The 23,211-nt window shown below is 67.8% G+C and carries 18 protein-coding genes; 9 read left to right on the top strand and 9 right to left on the bottom strand.

What is annotated here, in order from left to right:
• From ABL312_RS11860 to ABL312_RS11845, 4 genes are all read left to right on the top strand, one after another.
• The gene (locus tag ABL312_RS11860; protein WP_349357586.1) at positions 1 to 1,650 is read left to right on the top strand and encodes an MlaD family protein; all 1,650 of its coding nucleotides are present in this window, start codon (positions 1 to 3) and stop codon (positions 1,648 to 1,650) included.
• Between the two features lie 97 nt (positions 1,651 to 1,747).
• A complete protein-coding gene (locus tag ABL312_RS11855) occupies positions 1,748 to 2,398 on the top strand; it encodes an ABC-type transport auxiliary lipoprotein family protein (protein ID WP_349357585.1) in 651 nt (216 codons plus the stop codon).
• A gap of 340 nt (positions 2,399 to 2,738) precedes the next feature.
• A complete protein-coding gene (locus ABL312_RS11850) occupies positions 2,739 to 4,022 on the top strand; it encodes an ATP-binding protein (protein WP_349357584.1) in 1,284 nt (427 codons plus the stop codon).
• A gap of 25 nt (positions 4,023 to 4,047) precedes the next feature.
• On the top strand, positions 4,048 to 4,854 hold the full coding sequence (locus ABL312_RS11845) for a retron system putative HNH endonuclease (RefSeq protein ID WP_349357583.1): 807 nt from the start codon (positions 4,048 to 4,050) through the stop codon (positions 4,852 to 4,854).
• Positions 4,855 to 5,190: 336 nt separating this feature from the next.
• Here the strand turns inward: ABL312_RS11845 and ABL312_RS11840 are convergent, their stop codons facing one another.
• A complete protein-coding gene (locus ABL312_RS11840; RefSeq protein ID WP_349357582.1) occupies positions 5,191 to 10,860 on the bottom strand; it encodes an antitoxin in 5,670 nt (1,889 codons plus the stop codon).
• A gap of 253 nt (positions 10,861 to 11,113) precedes the next feature.
• Between ABL312_RS11840 and ABL312_RS11835 the strand changes: the two genes are divergently transcribed.
• The 3 genes from ABL312_RS11835 to ABL312_RS11825 all read left to right on the top strand — a co-directional run bounded on the left by ABL312_RS11835 (position 11,114) and on the right by ABL312_RS11825 (position 12,493).
• The gene (locus tag ABL312_RS11835) at positions 11,114 to 11,404 is read left to right on the top strand and encodes a hypothetical protein (protein WP_349357581.1); all 291 of its coding nucleotides are present in this window, start codon (positions 11,114 to 11,116) and stop codon (positions 11,402 to 11,404) included.
• A gap of 250 nt (positions 11,405 to 11,654) precedes the next feature.
• Positions 11,655 to 12,017: an Hpt domain-containing protein gene (locus ABL312_RS11830; RefSeq protein WP_349357580.1), complete on the top strand. Its 363-nt coding sequence runs from the start codon at positions 11,655 to 11,657 to the stop codon at positions 12,015 to 12,017.
• Between the two features lie 155 nt (positions 12,018 to 12,172).
• Positions 12,173 to 12,493 carry a 2Fe-2S iron-sulfur cluster-binding protein gene (locus ABL312_RS11825; RefSeq protein WP_349357579.1) on the top strand — a complete coding sequence of 107 codons (321 nt, stop codon included), beginning with the start codon at positions 12,173 to 12,175 and terminating at the stop codon, positions 12,491 to 12,493.
• A gap of 100 nt (positions 12,494 to 12,593) precedes the next feature.
• On the opposite strand, the gene ABL312_RS11820 is transcribed toward ABL312_RS11825, so the two are convergent.
• Entirely contained in the window at positions 12,594 to 13,823 is a 1,230-nt protein-coding gene (locus ABL312_RS11820; RefSeq protein ID WP_349357578.1) for an MFS transporter, read from the bottom strand.
• Positions 13,824 to 13,987: 164 nt separating this feature from the next.
• Here ABL312_RS11820 and ABL312_RS11815 point away from each other — a divergent pair, with 164 nt between their 5' ends.
• A complete protein-coding gene (locus ABL312_RS11815) occupies positions 13,988 to 14,443 on the top strand; it encodes a DUF2267 domain-containing protein (protein WP_349357577.1) in 456 nt (151 codons plus the stop codon).
• Positions 14,440 to 15,234, top strand: a complete 795-nt coding sequence (locus ABL312_RS11810) for a helix-turn-helix transcriptional regulator (RefSeq protein WP_349357576.1) — start codon at positions 14,440 to 14,442, stop codon at positions 15,232 to 15,234. The genes ABL312_RS11815 and ABL312_RS11810 overlap by 4 nt, the downstream gene beginning before the upstream one ends.
• Positions 15,235 to 15,320: 86 nt before the next feature.
• On the opposite strand, the gene ABL312_RS11805 is transcribed toward ABL312_RS11810, so the two are convergent.
• From ABL312_RS11805 to ABL312_RS11775, 7 genes are all read right to left on the bottom strand, one after another.
• Complete coding sequence (locus ABL312_RS11805; RefSeq protein WP_349357575.1) at positions 15,321 to 17,342, bottom strand: methyl-accepting chemotaxis protein; 2,022 nt, start codon at positions 17,340 to 17,342, stop codon at positions 15,321 to 15,323.
• 483 nt (positions 17,343 to 17,825) lie between these two features.
• Positions 17,826 to 19,001, bottom strand: coding sequence for a VWA domain-containing protein (locus tag ABL312_RS11800; RefSeq protein ID WP_349357574.1), 1,176 nt, complete (start codon positions 18,999 to 19,001; stop codon positions 17,826 to 17,828).
• 76 nt (positions 19,002 to 19,077) lie between these two features.
• Positions 19,078 to 20,148, bottom strand: coding sequence for a TIGR01620 family protein (locus ABL312_RS11795; RefSeq protein WP_349357573.1), 1,071 nt, complete (start codon positions 20,146 to 20,148; stop codon positions 19,078 to 19,080).
• Positions 20,145 to 21,632 (bottom strand): YcjX family protein, encoded by a 1,488-nt coding sequence (locus ABL312_RS11790; protein ID WP_374730122.1) that lies wholly within the window; start codon positions 21,630 to 21,632, stop codon positions 20,145 to 20,147. Before ABL312_RS11790 ends, ABL312_RS11795 begins: the two co-directional genes overlap by 4 nt.
• 68 nt (positions 21,633 to 21,700) lie before the next feature.
• Positions 21,701 to 22,291: a histidine phosphatase family protein gene (locus ABL312_RS11785; RefSeq protein WP_349357572.1), complete on the bottom strand. Its 591-nt coding sequence runs from the start codon at positions 22,289 to 22,291 to the stop codon at positions 21,701 to 21,703.
• Between the two features lie 96 nt (positions 22,292 to 22,387).
• Positions 22,388 to 22,618, bottom strand: coding sequence for a helix-turn-helix transcriptional regulator (locus ABL312_RS11780; protein WP_349357571.1), 231 nt, complete (start codon positions 22,616 to 22,618; stop codon positions 22,388 to 22,390).
• A gap of 11 nt (positions 22,619 to 22,629) precedes the next feature.
• A complete protein-coding gene (locus ABL312_RS11775; protein ID WP_349357570.1) occupies positions 22,630 to 23,187 on the bottom strand; it encodes a DUF2975 domain-containing protein in 558 nt (185 codons plus the stop codon).
• Between the last annotated feature and the right edge of the window lie 24 nt (positions 23,188 to 23,211).

Here is a 23,211-nt window from a genome sequence, read left to right as displayed (position 1 = left end):
ATGGAAACCCGCGCGAACTATGTGGCGATCGGCGCCTTCGTGTTCGTCACGATGTTTCTGGGCTTTGCCTTCATCTACTGGCTCGGCAGTTCGTCGGAGGGGCCGCGCGCCCTGCCCGTAAAGGTGATCTTCAAGAACAACGTCACCGGGCTGTCGGTCGGCGGCAACGTCAACTTCAACGGCATCAAGATCGGCGATGTGGGAGAACTGGGCTTCGATCCGGACGATCCGTCGGTGGTGATCGCCACGATCCGCGTCAGCCCCTCCGCGCCGCTCAGGGCCGACGTCAAGGCGACGCTCGGGTTTCAGACCCTGTCGGGCATCGCCTATGTGGAATTGTCCGGCGGCACGTCGGATGCGCCGCTGCTGCTCGATCCCGACGCCGAGGAACCACCGGTGATCCATGCCGAACGCTCCGCCTTCGAGGACATCGTGGAGGGCGCGCGCGACATTCTCACCCGCGCCGACACGACGCTCGGGGCGCTTGAAGAGATCGTCAGCGACAACCGCGAGGAGGTCAATCAGATCGTCCGCAACGCGCGGGTCTTTTCCGATTCGCTCGCCGCGAACGCGGACGGCGTCGATACCTTCATGAGCAGCGTGGCGAGCACCGGCGAAGCGCTGACCGAATTGTCCGGGCGGCTGGAAGGCCTCGTCGACAGCGCCACCACCATCGTCGATGCGATCCCGCCGGAGAAGGTCACCGAGATCGTGAACGATGCCTCCGAGATCACCTCGAAGGTGGCGGGGGCGGCCGACGGGCTCACCGGGCTGATCGACGACGCGGAACGGGCGGCGAACGATCTCGCCGCCTTCACCGTCGGATTGAACGAAAGCCTCGCCGAATTCGACAAGGTGGTCGCGGCGATCCGGCCCGAGGCGGTGTCGCAGATCGTGGAGGATGTCGCGGACTTCTCGCAGGTGCTGAGCTCCCGCTCCGACGACATCGACCGCCTGGTGGTCGCCACCACCAAGACGATGGAAAACATCGAGGCGGTGACCGATGTGGCGGTCGACAACGAGCAGAACATCCGCGAGGTGCTGGTCGATGCGCGCCGGATCGGCGACACGCTGGTGGTCAGCGCCGCGCGGCTGGACGGCATTCTCGCCGCCGTGGACCCGGCGCGGGTGGAAAACGTGCTCGCCTCCGTCGACCGGGTGACGGAAGGGGTGGCAGGGCGTACCGAGACGATCACCACGGCGATCGACCGCGCCGGCGCGGCGGTGGCAAATGTCACCGAGTTCAGCGAAAGCCTGAAGGGGCGCGGGCCCGACATCGACCTCATCATTTCGGACGCGCGCAATCTCGCCGAAACGCTCAACGCCACGGGAACGCGCGTGCAGGGCGTGGTCGAGAAGATCGACGCCATGGTGGAGGCCGATGGCGAGGGGCTGATCGCCGAGGCGACCCAGGCGGCCGCCTCGATCCGCAAGGTCGCCGATGTGCTGGCCGAACGCGTCGGCCCGATCGCCACGGGGCTGGAAAAATTCACCGTGCGCGGCTCGGCGGATTTTTCGGCCGCCATGGGGCAGCTCAACCGGACGCTGGTGGAGATCCAGCGCGCGGTGTCCAATCTCGACCGCAATCCGCAGCGGGTGATCTTCGGCGGCGACGACAAGCCGGTCTTCGGCGGAGCGCAGAGACGATGACGGTGCGTTTGCGAGGGGGCGCGGTTGCGGGGCTTGCCCGGGGCGGGCGGCTGCGCGTAACGTGCCGCTGCAAAACAAACACGGGTGCACGGGTACGATGACGGGGCCACGGGGGGCGCAGGACGAAACGGCGCGCAGGCGCGCCGGCGGGGCATGGCGCCGGGTGGTGCGCATGGCGGCGCTGGCCGGGATAATGGCTCTGGCCGGCTGTGCCGGGGGCGGGGCGCCGGATGCGCTTTACGGGCTCGTCGCTCCGGCCGAGATGCAGGTGGAGGCGCGCCGCCGCGCGGCCTCCGTGCAGGTGCTGGTGCCCCCGCCGCGCGCGCTGCAGGCGCTCGATACCTCGAACATCGCCGTCGTCGACACCGGCCCGGTCTACACCTATTTTCCCAAGGCCGCCTGGACGGACACGCTGCCGAATGTGGTGCAGGCCAAGATCGTCGAGACGCTGGAAAACACCCGCGGCCTGCGCGGCATCGGCCTGCCGGGCGAGGGGCTTCTGATCGACTATCAGCTCCAGACCGACCTGCGCGCCTTCGAGCTGCGCATCGACGGGCAGGACCGCGCGGTGGTCGAACTGATGGCGCGCCTCGTCGACGACCGCAACGGCCGGACAAAGTCCAGCCGGATCTTCCGGGCGGAGGTCCCGGCCTCCAGCACCAATGTCGCCGATGCCGTGCAGGCCATGAACCGCGCCGCCGACGGCGTCTTGCGCGAACTCGCCGCCTGGGTGCTGACGCGGGTGTGAGGTGGAGGCTGGTGAGGGGCGGAGCGCAATCGCATCTCGTCACGCTCCTGAACGATATTGATAGGTTTGAAGGAGACCAATGTACGCAGCGCGAACAGAGTGACCAGAGCATCGGCCTCAGGCGTGTTTAAAATGGACGGGAGGCGGCCGTTCGCCGCAGGAAACACGACCATTTGCTCAGGGGACCGGAACCGACCTTTGCTGCGCTGCGCATATTTGTCCGTTTCATCAGGCTCTGTACGGTGGACGGTGTAGATCCGTTTCTGCAGGGTCAGGGCGCTTGCTTTCCTCCGAGCGGCGGATGCTATAGCCTGTATCGCGCAGGAGAGGACACCCGGCCATGCATGTCACGCGTGCAACGATCAACAATATTCGGATCATCGATGACTTTGAATTCGCACTCGATTCCAAAACACCAGCCGCGGGCTGGCATGTGTTTCTTGGCGACAACGGGTCGGGAAAATCGACTGTTGTGCGGTCCATCGTTCTTGCCCTGATAGGCGCAGAAAACGCTGCCGCCTCACGGCAGGACTGGAACGGATGGCTTAGAGAAAACGTGTCCGCCGGCTCGATTGCGTTGAGTGTTCGACAGCACGCGAAACACGATCGCTGGAGTGGAAACGGGCGAACGTCGCAGAACGCATTCACCGTTAGGGTGAATATGGAAAAGAATGACGCGACCAGTTTGGTGGAGACTTCTTTTCAGAAGGGGTCAAACGGCCCACGGACTGTATGGGGTAACGGAAAGGGCTGGTTCTCGGCTGCGTTTGGCCCCTTTCGCCGTTTCCGTGGCGGCGATCGCGAATACGACCGCCTTTATTATAGCCATCCGAAACTTGCTCCACACCTTTCGGCTTTCGGGGAGGACGTTGCCCTATCCGAGGCGTTGGAATGGGTCCGCACGGCTCGCTTCAAGGCACTAGAGGACGATGCGGTCGCTTCCTCGCTCGTCCAAGGGATTACTGAGTTCTTCAACGCTTCCGACCTCCTCCCGCACGGCGCCCGCATTCATGGCGTCACCGCTGACGGCATAATGATCGACAACGGCGATGGAGCGGTCGTCCCTATCGAAGAGATGTCGGACGGCTATCGCTCCGTCCTGTCGATGACCCTTGAAATCCTGCGTGCGATGGACACAGCCTACGGACGCGATACCTTCTTGGCTGCTCTCAAACGCGGCGCGCCAACTACAATCGACTTGCCCGGCGTGGTGCTAATCGACGAGGTTGATGCCCATCTTCATCCGACTTGGCAGGAGCGTATTGGCGAGTGGTTCATAGCCAGCTTTCCGGAAGTACAGTTTCTCGTCACCACGCACAGCCCTATCATCTGCCGCGCGGCGCGGAACAACTCAATCTGGCGACTTGCAACACCCGGGAGCGATGAGCCATCGAGACGTATTGCTGGTAAGGACTTCGATCGATTGGTCAACGGGAATCTGACCGAGGCCTATGGGACTGAGCACTTTGGACGGGACGTAGAGCGATCGGAGGCGTCTGGAGAGCTGCTGAAGGAGTTAGCAAACTTGAACCGGCGTGAGATGCGCGGCCAACTCGACAAGGCAGACGCGGTGCGCCTGACCGAGCTTCGCTCTATTCTCCCCACTACCGCCACGACCATCTGACATGCGTCGGCTGTGGGACCCGGGCTTGCCGCAGGCCGCCTTGGAAGGGCTGAACCAATATCAGGATGAGGTGGACGGGGCCGCGGACTACGCAGCGCGGGTCGCGACGGCAAAGAGCGCATTCAGCAATCGCAATCGTAGAACCAACGCCATCTTCCGCGACGTTCGCGCGGCGCTCGCGAAAATGGCCGGTGACGCGGTGCGCTGTGCATATTGCGAGGACTCCGCCGCTGACGAAGTAGAGCACGTCAAGCCGAAGGACCTTTATCCCCAAAGTGTCTTTCGCTGGCCAAACTACGTCTATGCTTGCGGGCCGTGTAACGGACGCAAGCGTAACAAATTCTCGGTGATTGATGCTGGAGGCACGATGGTTGATATCACGCGGGCGCGGGGCGCTCCGGTGGTCGCTCCGGTGGAAGGCCTGCCCGCGTTGATCGACCCGCGCTCTGAGGATCCCATGCAGTTTTTCGACATGGATTTGCAGGGAACGTTCGTCGTACTAGAAGCACTTGACCTGAATCCAGTCGATGAGGCCCGTGCCACATTCACGATTGAACTCCTCGGTCTCAACAGGGACCTACTGTTAACAACGCGGCGGGACGCCTATCTCGGATATCGCGCCCGGCTCTCAGAGTACTCGGCGAGGGCCGAGCAGGGTGCGGAGGAAGCTGAGCTCGACGCCATTCGCTCAAGCCTTCTACGGTCGCCGCATCCCACAGTCTGGGAGGAGATGAAGCGCCAAGCCCACTTAATCGAGGAACTTCGGATGCTATTTGCGGCGGTTCCTGCTGCGATAGAGTGGCGGCATTTCCCCAATGCCTTCGCATATTGATGCCTTATCTTGCGGGAGCCTGCTGGAAAACCTGACGTTCATTTGTTCTGTGACCTTGGTCGTTTTGGGCTTCATGGAGTTATTCGCTGCGGCTTCCATGAATGGCTGCTTCGGGGAAGGCTGCACCGCAGCGCGCCAAGCGTGTCTCAAGGGCGGCTATGGGCCGTCAGTTGCGGTCCACCAGGAGACCGAAGCGCTCAAGATGACGCTGGGCAGCATCGTTGCGCGTGCCCAGACTGACCCGCTCAAGACTCCATCACAAGCAACAAAAAGCGCGGCCCCTTTCGGAGGCCGCGCCTTTCGCGTTTTAGTGCGTCGTCGACGTGTCGGCGGTCGTCAGTCCAGACGGCCGCTGGCGTGGGCCAGCATGGTGTAGACCTTGCCGGTGTCCGACGTGAGATACGTCTGGCTCATGATGTTGTCGCGGTCGTTGCGCGACACCTGCGCCAGAAGCTGCTCGAAGTCGCCGAGGTAGCGGTCCACCGCCTCGCGGAACTCCGGATCGCGGGCGTATTTCTGCCGGATCTCGTCGAAGGTCTGCTGGCCCTGCAGGGTGTAGAGCCGGCGGGTGAAGACGTGCCGCTCGCCGCGCTTGTAGCGCTCCCACAGGTCGATGAACGTGTCGTGGTCGATCGCCCGGGCGATGTCGATGGACAGCGAGTTGAGCGATTCCACCATCTGCAGCGGCGAGCGGCCGCCCGCGTCGTCCTGCGGGGCCTCGTCCTGCGAAGCCCGGCGCAGCAGGTCGCTGACCCAGCCCTTGCCTTGCGCGGGCGCTGGCTTGTCGCTGCGTTGCGGCGTCGTCGGCTGATCGAAATCGCTCAGCGTCTTGCGGCGCAACTCGCCCGACAGCTCGGCGCGCGGGGCCGGAGCGGCGGGGCGCTGCGGCGCGGCCGGCTGCGGGGCAGGGGCCTGCGCGGGGGACGGGCGCGATGCGGCGCGCGGCGCCGGTTCGGCCCGCGACACGGAGGCGAGCGTCGCCCCCGCCGCCGCCGTGCGCTGTTCGCCGGCGCGCGACGTGTCCAGCGCGTTCGACTGCCTGGCCACGATCTCCGAAAGCTCGGAGAGCGCACGCACCTGCTCGCTGACGACCTTGCGCAGGGCCGAGGTCGACTGTTCGGCCTCTTCCGGCAGGTCGAGAATGCCGCGCTTGAGTTCGGCGCGGGTCTTCTCCAGCTCCCGGTGCACGTCGCGGGCGACGTCGCGCATGCGGGTCGTCGCCTCGGTGAAGCGCTCGGAGGCCTCGCCGAGCGTGCGCGACATCTCCGCGACCACCTCGTCCTGCGCGGCGCGGACCGTCTCGCGGGCCTTCTGACCCTCGAGACCGGCCGACATGCGCATGGACTCGAACTGCTCGGTGACGGCGGCCGTGGCGGCTTCGGCGGCCGCCGCGAGCTGGCCGGTCACGTCGCGGCTCTTGGCATCCGCCTCGGTGAGCGCGGCCTGCATCTGGTCGGCGAAGCTGCGCATCAGGCTGTCGACCGCCTCGGTCTTGGCCAGCAGCGTGTCCGCGACCTCCTCGATGGCCGTCTTGCGCTCGCCCACCCGGCTTTCCACCGTGCGGTTGGTTTCCTCCAGGTGCTTGGCGGCGTCCGTGAGCATCCGGCTGTGATCCTCGAGGCGCCCGGAGAGCTTGGCGAGATCCGCCAGCACCGTCTCCGACACGTTGCGCAGAACGCCCGTCTGGTCGGTGAGGATGCCGGTCGACTCGGTGGTCTCTGTAACCGCCCGGTCGATCGCGGTGCGGAACTCGCCGGCGCTGCGCGACAGCGAGGTCTCGACCTTGCCGAGGTTCTCGTCGGCCGAGGCCAGCACGTCGGAGAGGGTGCGGTTCGACTGGTCGAGCCGCTCCAGCAGGCCGGTGATGTCGCTTTCAAGCTGCGACTTGGTGCGCGTGAGGATCTCGGCCGCCGACGCGCTGCGCTCGTCGAGCCTGGTGACCAGATCGTCGCCGGCCTCCACCAGCGCGCGGGTGGCATCGAGCCCGGTGCGCGCGAAGGTGTCGGTGACGTCCTTGCCCTTGACGGTGATCGCGTCGAGGATCGCGTCGTGCACTTCCTGCACGCGGCTGGTGAGATCCTGGGCGCGGTCCTCGATGGCCGTCACCAGCGCGTTGCCGTCCGTGCTGACCAGGCCGGCCAGCTTGCCGGAACGTTCCTCCAGCGCCGCATTGAGCGCCTCGGCCCGCGACACGAGATCTTCGGCGACCGCATTGCCGCGCTCGGCCAGCAGATCGGCGGCCGCGCGCACGGCGTTGGCCACCTGGGCGCGCACGCCGTCGGCCTCGCCGGCCACGGTGTTGCGGATTTCCTCCACCGTGCGGGCCAGCACCATGCGGGCCTGCTCGCTTTCGGTGTTGAGCGTCGAGGAGACCTCGGCGACGGTCTGCGTGAGCATCTCGCGCGCCTTCTCGCTTTCGCCGCCGAGCGCGCCGTTCATCTCGCCGAGCGTGCCGACGAACATGGCGCGCGCCTTCTCGCTTTCCGCGGCGAGCGACTGCGCCGCCTCGCCGATGGCGGTGAGCAGCAGGTCACGCAGCTTCTCGCCCTGGCCGGACATGGAGCCGGTGGCGGTGGTGAGCGCCTCGACGATGCTGTCGGCGGCCTTCTGGCTCTCGCTCTGCAGGGCGCCGCGCGCCTCGCCGACGGACCCGAGCACGATCTGGCGCAGGCGCGCGCCCTCGCCCTCGAGCTTGGTCGTGGCCTCGCCGAGCGTCGTCTCGACGGTCTCCTTCAGCCGGCCGCTTTCGCCGCTCAGCGTCTCCGACAGCCGCTCCACGGTGGTGCCGGCCTCGGTCAGCACCTCGCTGAGTGTCTGGCGGGCCCGCTCGCTTTCGCTGGTGAGCGTGCCGGAGATCGCCGCGAGGCGATCGGCCAGGATGCGTTCCAGCTCGGCGGAGCGGTTGTCCAGCGTTTCCGCGACCTCGAAGACCTTGGAGCCGAGCGACACGTTGATCTCCGCGATGCGGTCGGACAGCGTGTCGGTGAGCTCCTGGCTCTGCCGCGACAGCACCGTCCCGGCATCCGTGAGGCGATGGTCGAGCGCCTTTTCCATCTCGCTCTGGCCGTCGACGAAGGCGGCGGCGATCTCGCGCGTGCGGGCGATCAGCGTCTCGCTGATCTGGCGGGCGCGGGCGTCCAGCGCCTGATCGATGCGCTGCGTGCCGGTCGACATGGTGTCGGCGAGGTGATCCGCCTTCTCCGACATGGCGGTGGCGGCGAGATCGACCTTCTCGCCGATCGACGCCTGGAAGCTGGCCAGATGCTGCTCGATGGTCTCGCCGACCGCGCGCGAGCGCTCCGACAGGCTGTTGCCGATCTCCTCGGCGCGGGCGCTGAGCGTGGCGCCGACCTCGTCCACCTTGGTGGACAGCTGGACGGTGATCGCTTCCGACCGGTTTTCCAGCACGTCGGACAGGGCCACGGTGCGTTCGCTGAGCGTCGTCTCGAACTGGGCGGTGCGCGTCTCGAGCGTGGCGTCGAGCTTCTGGATGCCGCCGTCGAGCGTCGTGTCGAAACCGTGAATGCGGCTGTCCAGCGTTGCGGCCAGCGACGTGGCGCGCTGGTCGATGCCGGCGGTGAGCGTCTCGATCCGCCCTTCGAGCGTCGAGTCGATCCCCTGCAGGCGGGTGTCCAGCGTGTCGGTGAGCGACGACGTGCGCTGGTCGAGGCTCGCGTTGAGCGTCTCGATCCGGCCGTCGAGGGTGGTGTCGAGGCCCTGGAGGCGGGTGTCGAGCGTTTCGGCCAGCGACGTGGCCCGCTGGTCGAGCTGCGCGGTGAGCATCTCGATGCGGCCGTCGATGGTCTCGCCAAGCGCCTGCGAGCGCGTGTCGAGGGCGGAGACGAGGGCGTCGCCCCGCTCGCCGATGAGGGTTTCCATCTGCGACAGGCGGCCGGAGAGGCCGTCCTGCAGCGCGCCGCCGCGTTCGGCGAGCGTCGCGTCGAGGCGGTCGCCGATGACCGTCAGGTCGCCGGCCACGCGCTCGCCGCGCGAGCCGATCAGATGCGCCAGCTCCGTGCCGGTTTCCGACAGGGTGCGGGCGAAGTCGGACGTATGGGCCGCCAGCGAGGTGGTGAGCGTGCCCGCCGCCTCGTCGAGCGTGGTGCGGAAGGTGGCGGTTTGCGTGTCGATCAGCGTCGCCATTTCACGGTTGCGCTGCTCGAGCTTCTGGTCGAGCGCCTCGCCGTTGACGGAAATGGCTTCGTGGATGCGGTCGCCGACCGAGCCGAGGCGCTCGGCGAGCTCCGTGCCGCGCACGGTGATCGTCTCCGACAGGCTGCCGGCCGTCTCGTCCAGCTTGGATGCGATCTCGCCGCCGCGCAGCGACAGGTCGACGACGATGGACTCGCCCGTGCCGCGCAGGATCTCGGCGACCTCGTCGGTGCGTGCCGACAGGGTTTCGACGATTTCCGCGCCCTTCACCGAGATCGTGTCGGTCACTTCCTGACCGCGCAGCGCAATGCTCTCCACGACCCGGTTGCCGGTGTCGGCCAGCGAGGTGTCGAGGCCGGTCACGCGGCTGTCCAGCGTGGTCAGCAGCTCGTCGGTGCGGGTGGTGATCGTGTCGATCAGCTTGCCGCTGGTGAGCGACAGGTTGGCGGTGATTTCCTCGCCGCGCTGGGTGATCGTGTCGCCGACCGTCTGGCCGGTCGAGGTGAGCGCCTCGGTGATCTCCGTGCCGCGCGCCGACAGCGTGTCGACGATCGAGGTGCCGGTGGTGGCCAGCGTCTCGTTGATCTGGTCGCCACGCTCGCCGAGTGTCGTGAACAGGGTCGTGGAGGTCTGCTCGAGGCGGTCGTTGATCTCGCCGCCGCGTGCCGCCAGCGTCTCGATGAAGTCGGTCGCGGTGGTGGCGAAGCGGTCGTTGATCTCCGTGCCGCGCGTCTGCAGCGTTTCGGCGAACTCCGTGCCGGTCTTCGACATGGTCGCGACGAGCTGTTCGCCGGTGCCGGTGAGGCGCGTGACGAAGCTCTCGCCGTTCTGCGCCAGCGACTCGATCAGCTGGCCGCCGGCGGTGTTGAAGGTGTCGGTGATTTCCTGGACGCGGCCGTCGACGGTTGCCGTCAGCTCGCCGACGCGCGCGTCGATGGCGCCGGTCAGGCGCTCGGTGGCGCTGTCGGCGATGCCGGAGATCTTCTCCGAGGTCGATTCCAGCTGCGCCGCGAGGCTTTCATGCGCGCCGGTGATGGAATCGCGCACCCGGTCGGCGTTGGAGACCACGGCCTCGCGCTGCGCGACCAGCTCGTCGATCAGCGAGCGGATCTTCAGTTCGTTGTCGTTGTAGGAGCGTTCGAGCGAGGACACCTCGTTGTGCACCAGAACTTCCAGCTCGCTGGCGCGGGCGATCGCGCGCTCGATGCCGTCGCCCATGGCGGCGACTTCGCGACGGATGGCCTGGCCGACGCTGAGAATGGATTCCTTGGCGACATCCTCCGGTTCGGCGAGGCGCAGGGCGACTTCGGTCATGCCGCGGGCGACGATGCGCATCTCCTGCGCGCGGAAGATCATCAGCGCCATGGCCCAGAAGAAGAGCACCGGCACGACGACCGCGACCGTGGTCAGGATCAGCGAGGGCGAGGAGACGAGATCGCCCGGCGCGTTCATCGCCGCAAGCTCGGCGGAGAAGGCGGACGAGGCGAGCCACCAGCCGCCGGCGATCCACAGGATCGACAAGGCGAGCGCGAACCAGAAGGGCGCCGAGGTCGGGCGCCGCTGCAGGGCGTAGATGAGATTGCCGATCGAGCGACGGTCGTCGTTGGCCGCCGAGCTCGGCCGGCCGCCGCCGCCGCGCCCGCGCCGCGAGGTGGCGCGGGGGGGGTCGTCGGAGCTATTCGCCGCCGGCGCCGTCTTTGCCGTGTCGCCGCTGTCCGAGCGGGCGGGCTCGCCCGACGCGGACGCGCTGGCCGTCGACCCTTCGGCTTCGTCGCCGAAATCGATCTTCAGCGCTTCTTCGACAGCCGACAGGGCCGCCTCGGCGGGATCCTTCGCCTTCGGGGGATTTGCCATGTTGAACTCGCCTCGCGTCCGTACTCGTTACACATCGGGTGGCGCGGCGCGACCGGCGCCGCGTGCCCTTGGACGGCCAACGCACCCCGGCAGGCCCGCCGAAGTCGATGGATCGGGGGGTGGTTCTTGCGCGACCGGCCGGCCTCTGGCCATCGCACACACGCCCCCTGAACTTGCCGCACTCCCAAAGCTAATGACACAATCGGAACCCGCGAACAAGAATTTGCAGAGTCAAGACAAGGAGATGGACGCCATGTCGGAGGCCGCGAAGGGGAGGGGGCGAGGGCCGTCCGGGCCGGGGGCAAAACGGTCGCGCGGACCCTCCAAAGCGCAGGCCGCGTGGCTGGCGCGCGGGCTCGACCAGGCCGGCGGCAAGCTGCCGCTGTTCGATCCCGAAGGGCGCCGTGTGCCGGAGAAAACAATCCGCGCCTGTCTCGCCGCGGGGTGGGCAGAGCCTTGGTTTTCCAACCCAATCAAGCCCGACTGGCTGGTTTGCCGGCTGACGGATGCAGGCCGCTCGGCGCTCGGCGAAGACCCGCGCTGACCACCCTTGCCCGATACGCAGAGCGGATGGAGGGCGCCGCCTCGGCCGGCCCGTCCGGCGCCGTCGCGGGGAGCGGCGCGGCCTGTCGCGCGAATGTGTGAAGACGCGTTAACCAAAGATTCACTTTGTTTGTCGCCCCCGACGCCGGGGCCGCGCGGATTTAACCCGGCCTTCGGGAAATCTGCCGATGCTGGCGGTCAGGAGACGCCCGCACCCGTCGCGGGCGTGACAGACAGCAAGGGCAGCCGTCATGCGACAGGCCACGGCGACACGCAGCGACATACCGGCACGCGGCATCGCGCCGGTCGATATGGTGCATCTGTCCCGCCACACGCTGGGCAACCGGGATCTCGAGCGCGAGGTTCTCAAGCTCTTCATCCGTCAGGCCGAGATCGTGATGGCGCGGATCGACGAGGGCGACAGCGCGGCCGTGCTCCTGGAGAAGGTGCACACGGTCAACGGGTCGGCCAAGGGGATCGGCGCCTGGAAGGTGGCCGAGGCGGCGGAGGCCGCGGAGGCGGCGCTGCGCGCCGGCGCAAGGGCGGATCTCGACACGCTGCGCGCCGCGATCGAGGACGTGGCCTTCTTCATCGACGGTCTTCTCGACGCCTGAGGCAGGCCTGCGGGAGCGCGCTCGCGCGGTCTCTCCCGTTGTTGCCCCGTGGTTCTGCGGGCGGGGGCGGTGCTTGACGTTTGAGCGGGATTGGTTATGTCGGTTGCGAACCGCCTTTTCCCTTCCTTTCACGCAAGCGTCGAGATCCACCGCCCATGCCGAAGATTACCTACATTACCGCCGACGGTGCCGAGACAGTCGTGGAGGCCCCGGTCGGCTCCACGGTGATGGAAAACGCGATCAAGAACATGGTGCCTGGCATCGAGGCGGAATGCGGCGGTGCCTGCGCCTGCGCGACCTGCCATGTCTATGTCGACGACGCCTGGTCGGAGGCCACCGGATCGCCCGAGCCGATGGAAGAGGACATGCTCGACTTCGCCTACGACGTGAAGCCGACCTCCCGCCTGTCCTGCCAGATCAAGGTCACCGAGGCGCTCGACGGGTTGATCGTCCGCGTTCCCGAACGCCAGGCCTGAGCCGCGCGCCGCGCGGCGCCCTTGGCGGGCGCGCACTGCGTCCGAAGACGCGGACCTCGCTGCGCTTGCGCGGATCGTCTGGCCCGAGCGCGAGGGGGATTTACTCGGCGGGGGCTGCGGCCGTACGGCCGATGAAGCGGACCTCGTTGCCCTCGCGCGGATCATCGGGAATGAGCCGTGCGAGCACGAGGCTCACGCAGGCCATGCCGGCGCCGATCAGGAACACGGCCGCCGGCGACACCAGCCAGATCAGTCCGAAGGTGGCGGGAATGAACACCGCCGCGATGTGGTTGATGGTGAAGGCGACGCCGGCCGTCGGCGCGATGTCGGCAGGGTCCGAGATCTTCTGGAAATAGGTCTTCATCGCGATGGCGATGGCGAAGAAGGCGTGGTCGATCACATAGAGCGCGCCGGCCAGTGTCGCGTTGGTGACGAAGGCATAGGTCGTGAAGACCGCGATCAGCCCGACGTATTCCACGGTGAGCGCGGTGCGCTCGCCGACCCTGCCGATCAACTGGCCGATCTTCGGCGCCAGGAGCATGTTGACGACGCCGTTGAGCAGGAACAGCCCCGCGACCTCGTGCACGTCGTAGCCGAAGCGCTCGACCATCAGGAATCCCGCGAAGACCGTGAAGATCTGCCGCCGCGCGCCGCCCATGAAGGTGAGCGCGTAATAGAGCCAGTAGCGCTTGCGCAGGACGAGCTTCTTGCGCTGCGGCACGCCCTCGCGAAACTGCGGGAAGGCGACGATCAGAAAGGTCACCACGACGAGGGTCAGCAGCCCGGCGATCAGGAAGACGGTGGCGAAACTGAGCTCGAAGGTCTTCCAGGCGACGAAGATCAGCCCGTAGGCGACCAGCTGCGCGAAGGCGCCGACCGCGATGATCTTGCCCATGCCGGCGGCGGCGGTTTCCTTGGGCAGCCATTGCAGCGAGAGCGACTGGTTCATCGTCTCGTAGTAGTGGAAGCCGACCGACATGATGAAGGTCGTCATGTAGAAGCCCCAGGCGGTGGGGAAGTAGCCCGTCACCGCGACGCCGACACCCAGAAACGCCAGCGACAGATAGGCGAGCGTCTGCTCGCGCATCACCAGCAGCACATAGACGGCGGTGAAGGCGAGGAAGCCCGGGATCTCGCGGATCGACTGCTGGATGCCGATCTCGCGGCCCGTGAAGGCCAGTTCCTGCACCGCGAAATTGTTCATCAGGTTCCACCACGCGGCGAAGGACAGCTGCATGGCGCCGGCCATGATCATCAGGAGCATGAGCGGCGAGCGCCAGCCGGTGGCGGCGGCGGGCGGGAGCGGGGCGGAGGAAACGGGCGGTGTCATGACGCGGTCTCGGATGGGGCGGTGGCGATGTCTTGAAGCCTGACCCTCCTGATAGCGCGGATCGGCCTTGCCGCGTTATCGGCATTTTGTCAGATTATGTCGCGGAGCCGCCAGGTGCCCGCCCGTGTCCCCGGACGGGGCCTGTGCCGCAGAAGGTCCGTCCGATGCCCATGCCGCGCGAGTATCAGATCGCCAGCGCCGAGTTCGAGCGGCTGTTGAACGCCGCGCGCGACGAGGCGGGCCTGACCACGCGCAACCAGGCCTGGACGATGGTGCAGGCGGTGTTTCGGGTGTTTCGCCGCCGCCTCGCGCCGGAGGACGCCATCCGCTTCGCGCAGGCGCTGCCGGCGCTCGCCCGCGCGCTGTTCGTGGCCGACTGGGAGCCGGGCGAGGAACAGATCGTTGCCTTCGCCGACCGCGAGACGATGACGCGCGAGGCGCAGTCCCTGCGCAAGCACCACAATTTCGCGCCGGACAGCTGTATCGCCGATGTCGCGGTTGCGCTGCGCGCCTGTGTCGACGGGCCGGCGTTCGACCGCGTGCTGGCGCGCCTTCCGGCCGAGGCACGGGACTTCTGGGCGGTTCCGCCGGCGAGCGGCGGGCGAGGAAAAACCCTATGACCATTCACCCCGCACGGCAGGACCGCCTGCCCCAGGACCATCCCGATCCGATCATCTCCTATGTCGGCGAGCAGGCGCCGGGAACGGAGACGGCGCCGCACGCCCATGACCGGGCGCAGCTCTTTCATATCCAGCGCGGATCGGTGACGGTGGAAACGGAGGCCGGCAGCTTCGTGGTGCCGCCGGAACGCGCCATCTGGCTGCCGCCGGGCGTCGTGCATTGCTCCACCTATCACACCGCCACCGACATCCGCTTTCTGTACCTGCGCACGGACGGCTTGCGCGCGCTGCCCGAGCGCCCCTGCGTGGTGCAGGTGACGCCGCTGCTGCGGGAACTCATCCTGGCCTTCATGGCGTCGGCCCCGGACTACGGGCCGCAGACGCCGACGGCGCGTCTGGCGGCGGTGCTGGTGGATCAGATCGCCGCGTCCCAGGTCGCGCCGCTGCATCTGCCTCTGCCGACGTCGGAGCGCCTGCGGGCGGCCGTCGCGCCGCTTGTCGAGGATCCGGCGGCGCCGGTCACGGTCGAGGCGCTCGCCCTCAGGGCGCATCTCTCGCTGCGCTCCTTCGAGCGGCATTTCTCCGCCGAGACGGGACTGACCCTGCGCGTCTGGCGGCGTCAGGCGCGGCTGATGAAGGCGGTCGAGTGGCTGTCCCAGGGCACCGCCGTCGGCGAGATCGCCGACCGGCTCGGCTACGAGGGGCCGAGCGCCTTCGTCGCCTCCTTCAAGGCCGCCTTCGGCGTGACGCCGGGGCGCTATTTCAGCGGGCCGCGCAAGGGGGACGCATGAGAAAACGCCCCCGCGCGGGGTGCGCGCGGGGGCGATTGTCGGGGAGCATCGCCGGGGGCGATGCCCTTTGTCGGGTCGGCTGCGGATCAGGCGGCGCGCACGCCGGAGAGGAACTTGTCGACCTCGCCGCGCAGCATTTCCGACTGCTTGGACAGCTCGTTCGCGGCCGCGACCAGCTGGGTGCTCGCCGCGCCGGTTTCCTGCGCGGTGCTGCTCACGCCGGCGATGGTGCTGGTGACCTCGCTCACCCCGCCCGACACCTGCTCGATGTTGCGGGCGATCTCGAAGGTCGCCGCGCCCTGCTGCTCGACGGAGGCCGAGATCGCCGTGGAGACGGCCCGGATCTGCTGGATGGTCTCGCCGATGGAGCCGATGGCGCCGACGGTCTCCTGGGTCGCGCCCTGGATGCCCTTGATCTGCTTGCCGATCTCCTCGGTCGCCTTGGCCGTCTGGCCGGCCAGCTCCTTCACTTCCGCCGCGACGACGGCGAAGCCCTTGCCGGCCTCTCCGGCGCGCGCCGCCTCGATGGTGGCATTGAGCGCCAGCAGGTTGGTCTGTTCGGCGATGTCGGTGATCAGGGCGATCACCTCGCCGATCTTGTCGGCCGCACTCGTCAGCTGCGAAACGCGCTGGTTGGTCGCGTCGACATTGGTCACCGCCACCTCGGACACCTGCTGGGATTCCGAAACCTGACGGTTGATCTCGGAGATCGAGCTGGAGAGTTCCTCGGCGGCGCCGGACACGGCCTGCACGTTGGTGGAGGCTTCCTCGGCCGCCGCGGCGACGGTCGCCGAGCGGGTCGAGGTTTCCGCGGCCGAAGCCGACAGCGTCTGGGCGGAGGCGAGCATCTCGGTGGCCGCCGAGGCGACCGATTCCACGATCCCGCCGACGGCGGCCTCGAAGTCGGCCGCGAGCTTCTCCCGCGCGGCTTTCGCCTGCGCTTCGGTGCGGGCCTCCATTTCCTTCTGTTCGGCTTCCAGGCGCTTCACCTCAAGGGCATTGTCCTTGAAGACCTGCACCGCGTCGGCCATGTCGCCGATCTCGTCGGTGCGGGTGGTGAAGGGCACCTCGGTGTCCAGCTCGCCGCCGGACAGCCGACGCATGACCGTGTTCATGCGGCTGATCGGATTGGAGATCGAGCGGGCGAAGAAAAAGCCGAGCGCGCCGGTGATCAGCACGACGACGGCGCCGAGCATGAAGATCTGGTTGCGCAGTTCCATCGTCGGGGCGAGGATTTCGGCCTCGTCGATTTCCGCCATCAGCGCCCAGGTGACGCCGTTGAAGGTGATGGGCGTATAGCCGGACAGGACTTCGGTGCCGCGATAGTCCTCGGTCACCATGACGCCGGTTTCCCCGGCAAGGGCGGCCCGCACCGTCTCTGTTTCGGCGCGTCGGGTCAGGATGGTGCTCGGCTCGCCGGTCTGGCGGAAGCGGCTTTCGGAGCGCATCAGGAAGTCGGAGCCGACGAGATAGGTCTCGCCCGTTTCGGCGAGACCCACCGCATTGCCCATGATCCGGTTGATGCGGTCGATCGGCATCTGGAACACGAGCGCGCCGGCGAAACCGCCCGCCGCGTCCTGAACGGGCGTGGCGATGAAGCTCGCGGGCGCGTTGTTGGAGGGCGCGTAAGGGGCGAAATCGGTGAAGGCGACCGCGCCGGTCTGCGACGCACCGCGCACGCTGCGGAACACCTTTGCGATGTCGGTGTCCTTCCACCGGCCGGTCAGCAGATTGGTGGCGAAGTCGTTTTCCTTGAACACCGAATAGACGAGGTCGCCGGCGGCGTCGACGAGGAACACGTCGTAGTAGCCGCGCGTCTCCATCAGCTTGCGGAACCAGGGATGATAGGTGGCGTGGGCCGTGCTGTAGGCGCTGCCGTCGCTGGCGGCGTCGAGCTTGTGCTTCTCGCCGAGCGGATGCGGATTGTCCGCGATATAGGCCCGGCGCAGCATGTCGTTCGCCGCCACGCCGCTTGCGCCATAGCCGTCGGCGAAGGCCGTCAGCGCCTCGCGCACCGTGGCGTTGTCCGCGACCAGCGCGAGGTCTTCCTCGATGCTCTTGAGATAGTCCTGCATCTCGGATTTGCGCGAGGCAACGAGCGACTTCATCTTGAGCGAGGCCGCGTCGGACAAAAAGGCGCTGGACGAGAAGTAAGACGATATTCCCGTAATAATTGTTGCAGCTAGAGCGATTGCAACTATCAATAGGGGCAGCTTCGTGGAAATCCGGAGCGAGCGCATTGATGGGGTTCCGTGTTTATTATCCCGACCTCGCGGAGCATCGCTCAAAATTCTTAATCGTATGTTTTCATAAATATTCATCCTTCGTTGAATACTGACGGACGTCCGTATTTCGCAGGATCAGGCGTTCAAACGAACGTGGTCGGCGGTCGATTGCGGACAGGACGGAAAAAGAAAAGGCCTGAACGGCCATCGGTCGCGGTCCCTTGGCGCGAAAAACAGAGGGGATTTAAATATCGCGTCCACACGCGGTGCGCGAATACTGTGAGGCGTGTCGCGCGCGATTTGCCCGGCCTGCGTGTGCGGGCGTGACCGAAGCGTATGGGGCGCGGGGCGCTCAGAATCCTGAGCCTAGCGCGCCAGTTCCTTCATCGCGGATTCCAGCCCTTCGAGCGTCAGCGGATAGTGGCGGCCGCCCATCAGCTTCTCGATCATCTGGATCGAATGCGTGTAGGGCCAGTGGCGCTCGGCGACCGGATTGAGCCAGACGCTGCGGGCGTAATGCCCCGTGAGGCGCTCGATCCAGGTGGAGCCGGCTTCCTCGTTCCAGTGCTCGACCGAGCCGCCGGCGTAGGCGATTTCATAGGGGCTCATCGAGGCGTCGCCGACGAAGACCAGCTTGTAGTCGGGCCCGTATTTGTGCAGCACGTCCCAGGTCGGGATCCGTTCGGAATGGCGCCGGGCGTTGTTCTTCCAGACGAATTCATAGGGGCAATTGTGGAAGTAGAAATACTCCATCACCTTGAATTCGGTGCGGGCGGCGGAAAACAGCTCCTCGCAGACCCGGATGTGGTCGTCCATCGAGCCGCCGATGTCGAAGAACAGCAGCACCTTGACCGCGTTGCGCCGCTCCGGGCGCATCTGGATGTCGAGCATCCCCTTGTGCGCGGTGGCGCGGATGGTGGTGTCGAGGTCCAGTTCGTCGGCCGCGCCGCTGCGCGCGAAGCGCCGCAGGCGCTTGAGCGCCACCTTGATGTTGCGGGTGCCGAGTTCCACGGTGTCGTCGAGATCGCGGAAGGTGCGCTTGTCCCACACCTTCACCGCGCGCCGGTGCCGGCTCTCCTTTTGCCCGATGCGCACGCCTTCGGGGTTATAGCCATAGGCGCCGAAGGGCGAGGTGCCGGCGGTGCCGATCCATTTGTTGCCGCCCTGGTGGCGGCCCTTTTGTTCCTCCAGCCGCTTTTTCAGCGTCTCCATCAGTTTCTCGAAGCCGCCAAGCGCCTCGATCTGCGCCTTTTCTTCCTCGGTGAGGTGCTTTTCGGCGAGCTTACGCAGCCAGTCCTCGGGCAGCGCCTCCGCCTCGATTGCCTGGCCCAGTTCCAGCCCGTTGAAGGTCTGGCCGAAGACGCGGTCGAACTTGTCGAGGTTGGCCTCGTCCTTCACCAGGCAGGTGCGGGCGAGGAAATAGAAATCCTCCACCTGTTTTTCGGCGAGATCGCGCTGCAGCGCCTCCATCAGCGTCAGATACTCCCGCAGGGAGACAGGCACGCCGGCGCTGCGCAAATTGGTGAGGAAGGTGATGAACATGGCGCGAAGGTAAGTGGCGGCGGGGGCGCTGTCCAGAGCGGCCGTGCGGGCGCGGTTGCGGCGGCTTGTGCGCCGCTCAGCGCGGCGTGCGCCCGCTTCCTTCCTCCAGCAGCGCCTTGGTTTCCGGGTCGCCCTTGAAGAGTTCGCCCATGACGTCGGACACCGCCGGTCCCCGGCGCCCGACGAAGGGGGCCGGGCGGCATACGGCGATGGCCGCGATGCCGACGCGGGCGGTCAGCAGGCCGTTGATCACGCCCTCGCCGAGGCGGGCGGAGAGGCGGGCGGCGAGCCCGTGGCCAAGCAGCTGCGAGACGAGACTGTCGCCGGCGGCCATGCCGCCGGTCATCGCCAGATGGGCGACCACATGGCGCGCGAGCCGCAGGAAGCCGAAGAGGCCCGGGCGGCCGCCGTAGAGCGTCGAAAGGCGACGGATGATGCGCAGGTTCTCCAGCAGCACCACCGCCAGATCGAGCGCGGCGCGCGGCGAGACGGCGGTGACCACCGACACCCGTTTGACGCTGTCGTTGACGATGCGCACGGCGCGTGCGTCCAGCGGACCGAGCAGGTCGCGCTCGGCGAGGCGCACGAGATCGCGCCCGTCGATCACCTCGCGCAGATGCGCGGCGAGGCTCGCGCGCCCGGCCGCCGTTTCGGGCCGCTCGCGGTAGAGCGCGATCAGCTCGTCGAGACCCGCGCGCGCGGCCGCGTCGTCGTCCCGCTCGGCCGCCTCGTCCAGCCGGGCGCGCACCGCGTCGATGCGTTTCAGACGCGAAAGGCCCACGACCTCGCGCACGGCGAGACCGATCGCCGCGAGCCCGGCAAGGGCGGCCAGCGCCAGACCGAGCCAGCCGAGCCAGTCGGTACGGGCGAAGAGCTCGCGGATCAGCGCGTCGACCGACAGGCCGAGGGCGAGCGAGGCGAGCCCGCCCAGGCCGATCGCCAGCCAGCGGCCCCAGCGCATCCCGCGTGGGGGCGGCTCGGGCGCTTCGGCGGTCCCGCCCGGGGCGAGCGCGGTCGTCTCGGCTGCGTCGGGTTCCGGCGTGACGTCCATCCGCAGCCGCGCCTCGTCGAGGCGGACGGCGGTCGGCTTGCGCTTGCGCGCGGGGCGGTTCGCGCCGCCGTCGGTGCGTCTCGGCGTGTCGCTCATGCCAGATGGTCTCCGAACAGGAAATGCAGCGCGCGGTCGAGGCGGATATGCGGCAGCGACAGGGTCAGGCCTTCCGCCGTTTTCTGCAGCGCGGGCGGACGGAAGCGGACGAAGCGCACGCCCGGGCCGTCACCAGATCCGTCGCCGGCCCCGGGATCGGAGGAAAACACCGCGTCCGGGTCGTCGGGCAGGTCGCCGGGAAACAGCGCGATCTCGGTCGCGCCGTCGTAGACATCGCCGTTGACCCGTTCGCCGGGAAGCGGCGTGCCGAGGATGGCGGGAACGTCCTCGCCGTCGTGGGTGAGCGTCGCCTCGCGCGTGGCGCGGATCGCGGCCAGCGCCAGCACGTCGACCTCGGCGCCGCCGTATTCCGCGCGGTCGATGGCGCGGGCGACGAGGCGGCGTAGGATCGCCTCCAGCCGGTCGTGATCGGCGCGGTGCAGGTGGTCGGCCTTGGTGGCGGCGAACAGGATGCGGTCGATGCGCCGCGTCAGGATCGAGAACAGGCGCGACACCTTGCCCGGGCGGAAGGCGGCGAGGATCTCGGTCAGCGCCGTCTCCAGATCGGCGACCGCCGCCGGACCGGCGTTGAGTGCGTTGAGCGCGTCGACCAGCACGATCTGCCGGTCGAGCCGGGCGAAATGGTCGCGGAAAAAGGGGCGCACCACGTGTTTCTTGTAGGCCTCGTACCGGCGTTCCATCATCGCCGCCAGCGATCCGGGCGACGCCGGCGCGTCGGTCCCGTCGAGATCGAGCGGGGCGAAGGTCAGCGCCGGCGAGCCCTCCAGATCGCCCGGCATCAGGAAGCGGCCGGGCGGCAGCATGGAAAAGGCGCGCTCGTCCGCGCGGCAGGCGCGCAGGTAGTCGGTGAACCGCCCGGCAAGCCGCCGGGCGCGCGTCTCGTCGGCCTCCGCCTGCGGATCGAGCCCGTCGAGCTCGGCGAGAAAGGGCCCGGCGACCGTAGCGCGGGTCGTGTCGCGGGCGCGGGTCAGCGCCTCGGCGCTGAAGCTGCGATAGTCCTTGGTCAGCAGCGGCAGATCGAGCAGCCATTCGCCGGGATAATCGACGATGTCGAGGTTGAGCCGCCCGCGCCCCAGCGTGCGCGACAGGAAATGCGCGGATTCGAACTCGATGGTCAGCCGCAGTTCGGCGATCTGGCGGGTGGACTGCGGCCACAGCCGCTCGCGCACCAGCGTGTCCACGTGGCCCTCCACGTCGAAGCGCGGCACCGCGTCGTCGGGCTGGGGCTCCAGACGGGCGCCGGCGATGCGCCCCTGCGCCGCCGCCTCGAGCATCGGCAGCCGTCCGCCGTGCATCAGATTGTGCACCAGCGCGGTGATGAACACGGTCTTGCCGGCGCGCGACAGGCCCGTCACGCCGAGGCGGACGGTCGGCGTTCCGAGATCGCCGACGGTCTCCGCCAGATTGTCGACGGAGTAGCGCAGTTCATCGGTGAGCCGTGTGAGGAAGGTCTTCTGGGTCAAGGCATGTCTCCGCGCCGCCATGTGGGGAGCGGACGGGAAGGGTACAAGGCGCGCGCTCGCGGGACCGGTCAGGCCGGGTCGCTGGAGGAGGGCGGCGGGCCGCCGTCGTTGGCGGCCTCGGGCAGGGCGGAAATGGTGGCGGAGGCGGGCAGGTGGCGCGGCAGGCAATAGGCGACGACGCGCCCGCTGCGCCGGTCCACGTCCGACCAGCGGTTCGCCGCGAAATCGATGACGGTCAGCGCCGCCGTGGGATATTTGGCGGCAATGGCGTCGACGAGCATCTGGTTGCCGCTGCCGATGAGTTCCAGGGCGCTGTCCTGGGTCGCCGGATTGTGCCCGATCAGCAGCAGCGTCCTCGCCCCGCCGCCGAGCGCGCGGATGGTGTCGACATAGTCCATCTCCGACTCGTCGTAGAGCCCGCGGGTGATGCGCACGTCGGTCTCGCCGGTCAGATAGGGCAGCACCAGCGCCAGCGTCTCGCGCGTGCGCCGGGCGCTGGAACACACGATCTTGTCCGGGATCAGCCCGTGGCGGGCCATGTGCGCGCCCACCTCCGGCGCCGCGCGCAGACCGCGCGCATTGAGCGGACGGTCGAAGTCGGGGAGGGCGGGATCGTTCCAGTCGGACTTGGCGTGTCGCAAAAGCATGAGACGCAGCATGTGGGTGTCCTCCTTCGCGACGCGCTCCCGCCACATCATACGAAGCCCGCTCCCCGCGCCACAAGGGTAAGATCGGGATGAGGACGTGGCGCGGGGTCAGTCCGCCGCGTCGCCTGCGTCCTGCTGCGTGCGATACTCCAGCAAATCGCCGGGTTGACACTCGAGCACCTCGCAGATCCGCTCCAGCGTCTCGAAGCGCACGCCCTTGACCTTGCCGGACTTGAGCAGGGACACGTTCTGCTCGGTGATGCCGATGCGCTCGGCGAGTTCGCGCGAGCGCATCTTCCGGCGCGCCAGCATGACATCGAGATTGACGATGATCGGCATGGGGAGACGCCTTACACGAACTGGCGGTTTTCGTCCGCCAGCCGGGCCGCTTCCTCCAGCGTCCAGCCGAGCACCAGCACCAGAACGCCGGCGATCGTCATGGCGATCTGGTCGCTGGAGATCGCCACCACGACCTGACGCGCGCCCTCCGGCGCGGGCAGGCTCGCCAGGGCGCTCGCCGCGGCGCCGACGGCCACGCCCAGGGGCGCGGAGAGCAGCACGATCAGGCCGATCCGCTTCAGCCACCGCCCGCTGCGCGGCGTGAACACCTCACCCCGTGCGAAGCCGAGGAACAACGCCCGCGTGGCCAGCAGCCCGGCGATGGCGACAAGAACCGGCAGGGCGCCGATGGCGATCAGGCCGGCGCGGATCGCGGGCGGCAGCACGGTGTCGGCAGGAAGCGCGAAGGCATCGGCGATCAGGAGGTCGAGGCCATCCGGATCGAACAGCGGAAATCCCAGAAGGGCCGCGCCGAGCGCCAGGGCGCAAAGGAGCGTGATCCAGGCCATTGCGCGACTGACGCGGATGATGCGGGTCAGACGTCGCGGGGAGGGGGAGGGGGATGCCATGCGGGAGCTCCAGAAGGATCGCGA

Source organism: Stappia sp. (assembly GCF_040110915.1).
Classification (GTDB): Bacteria; Pseudomonadota; Alphaproteobacteria; order Rhizobiales; family Stappiaceae; genus Stappia.
This window is presented reverse-complemented; position numbering and strand designations above follow the sequence as displayed.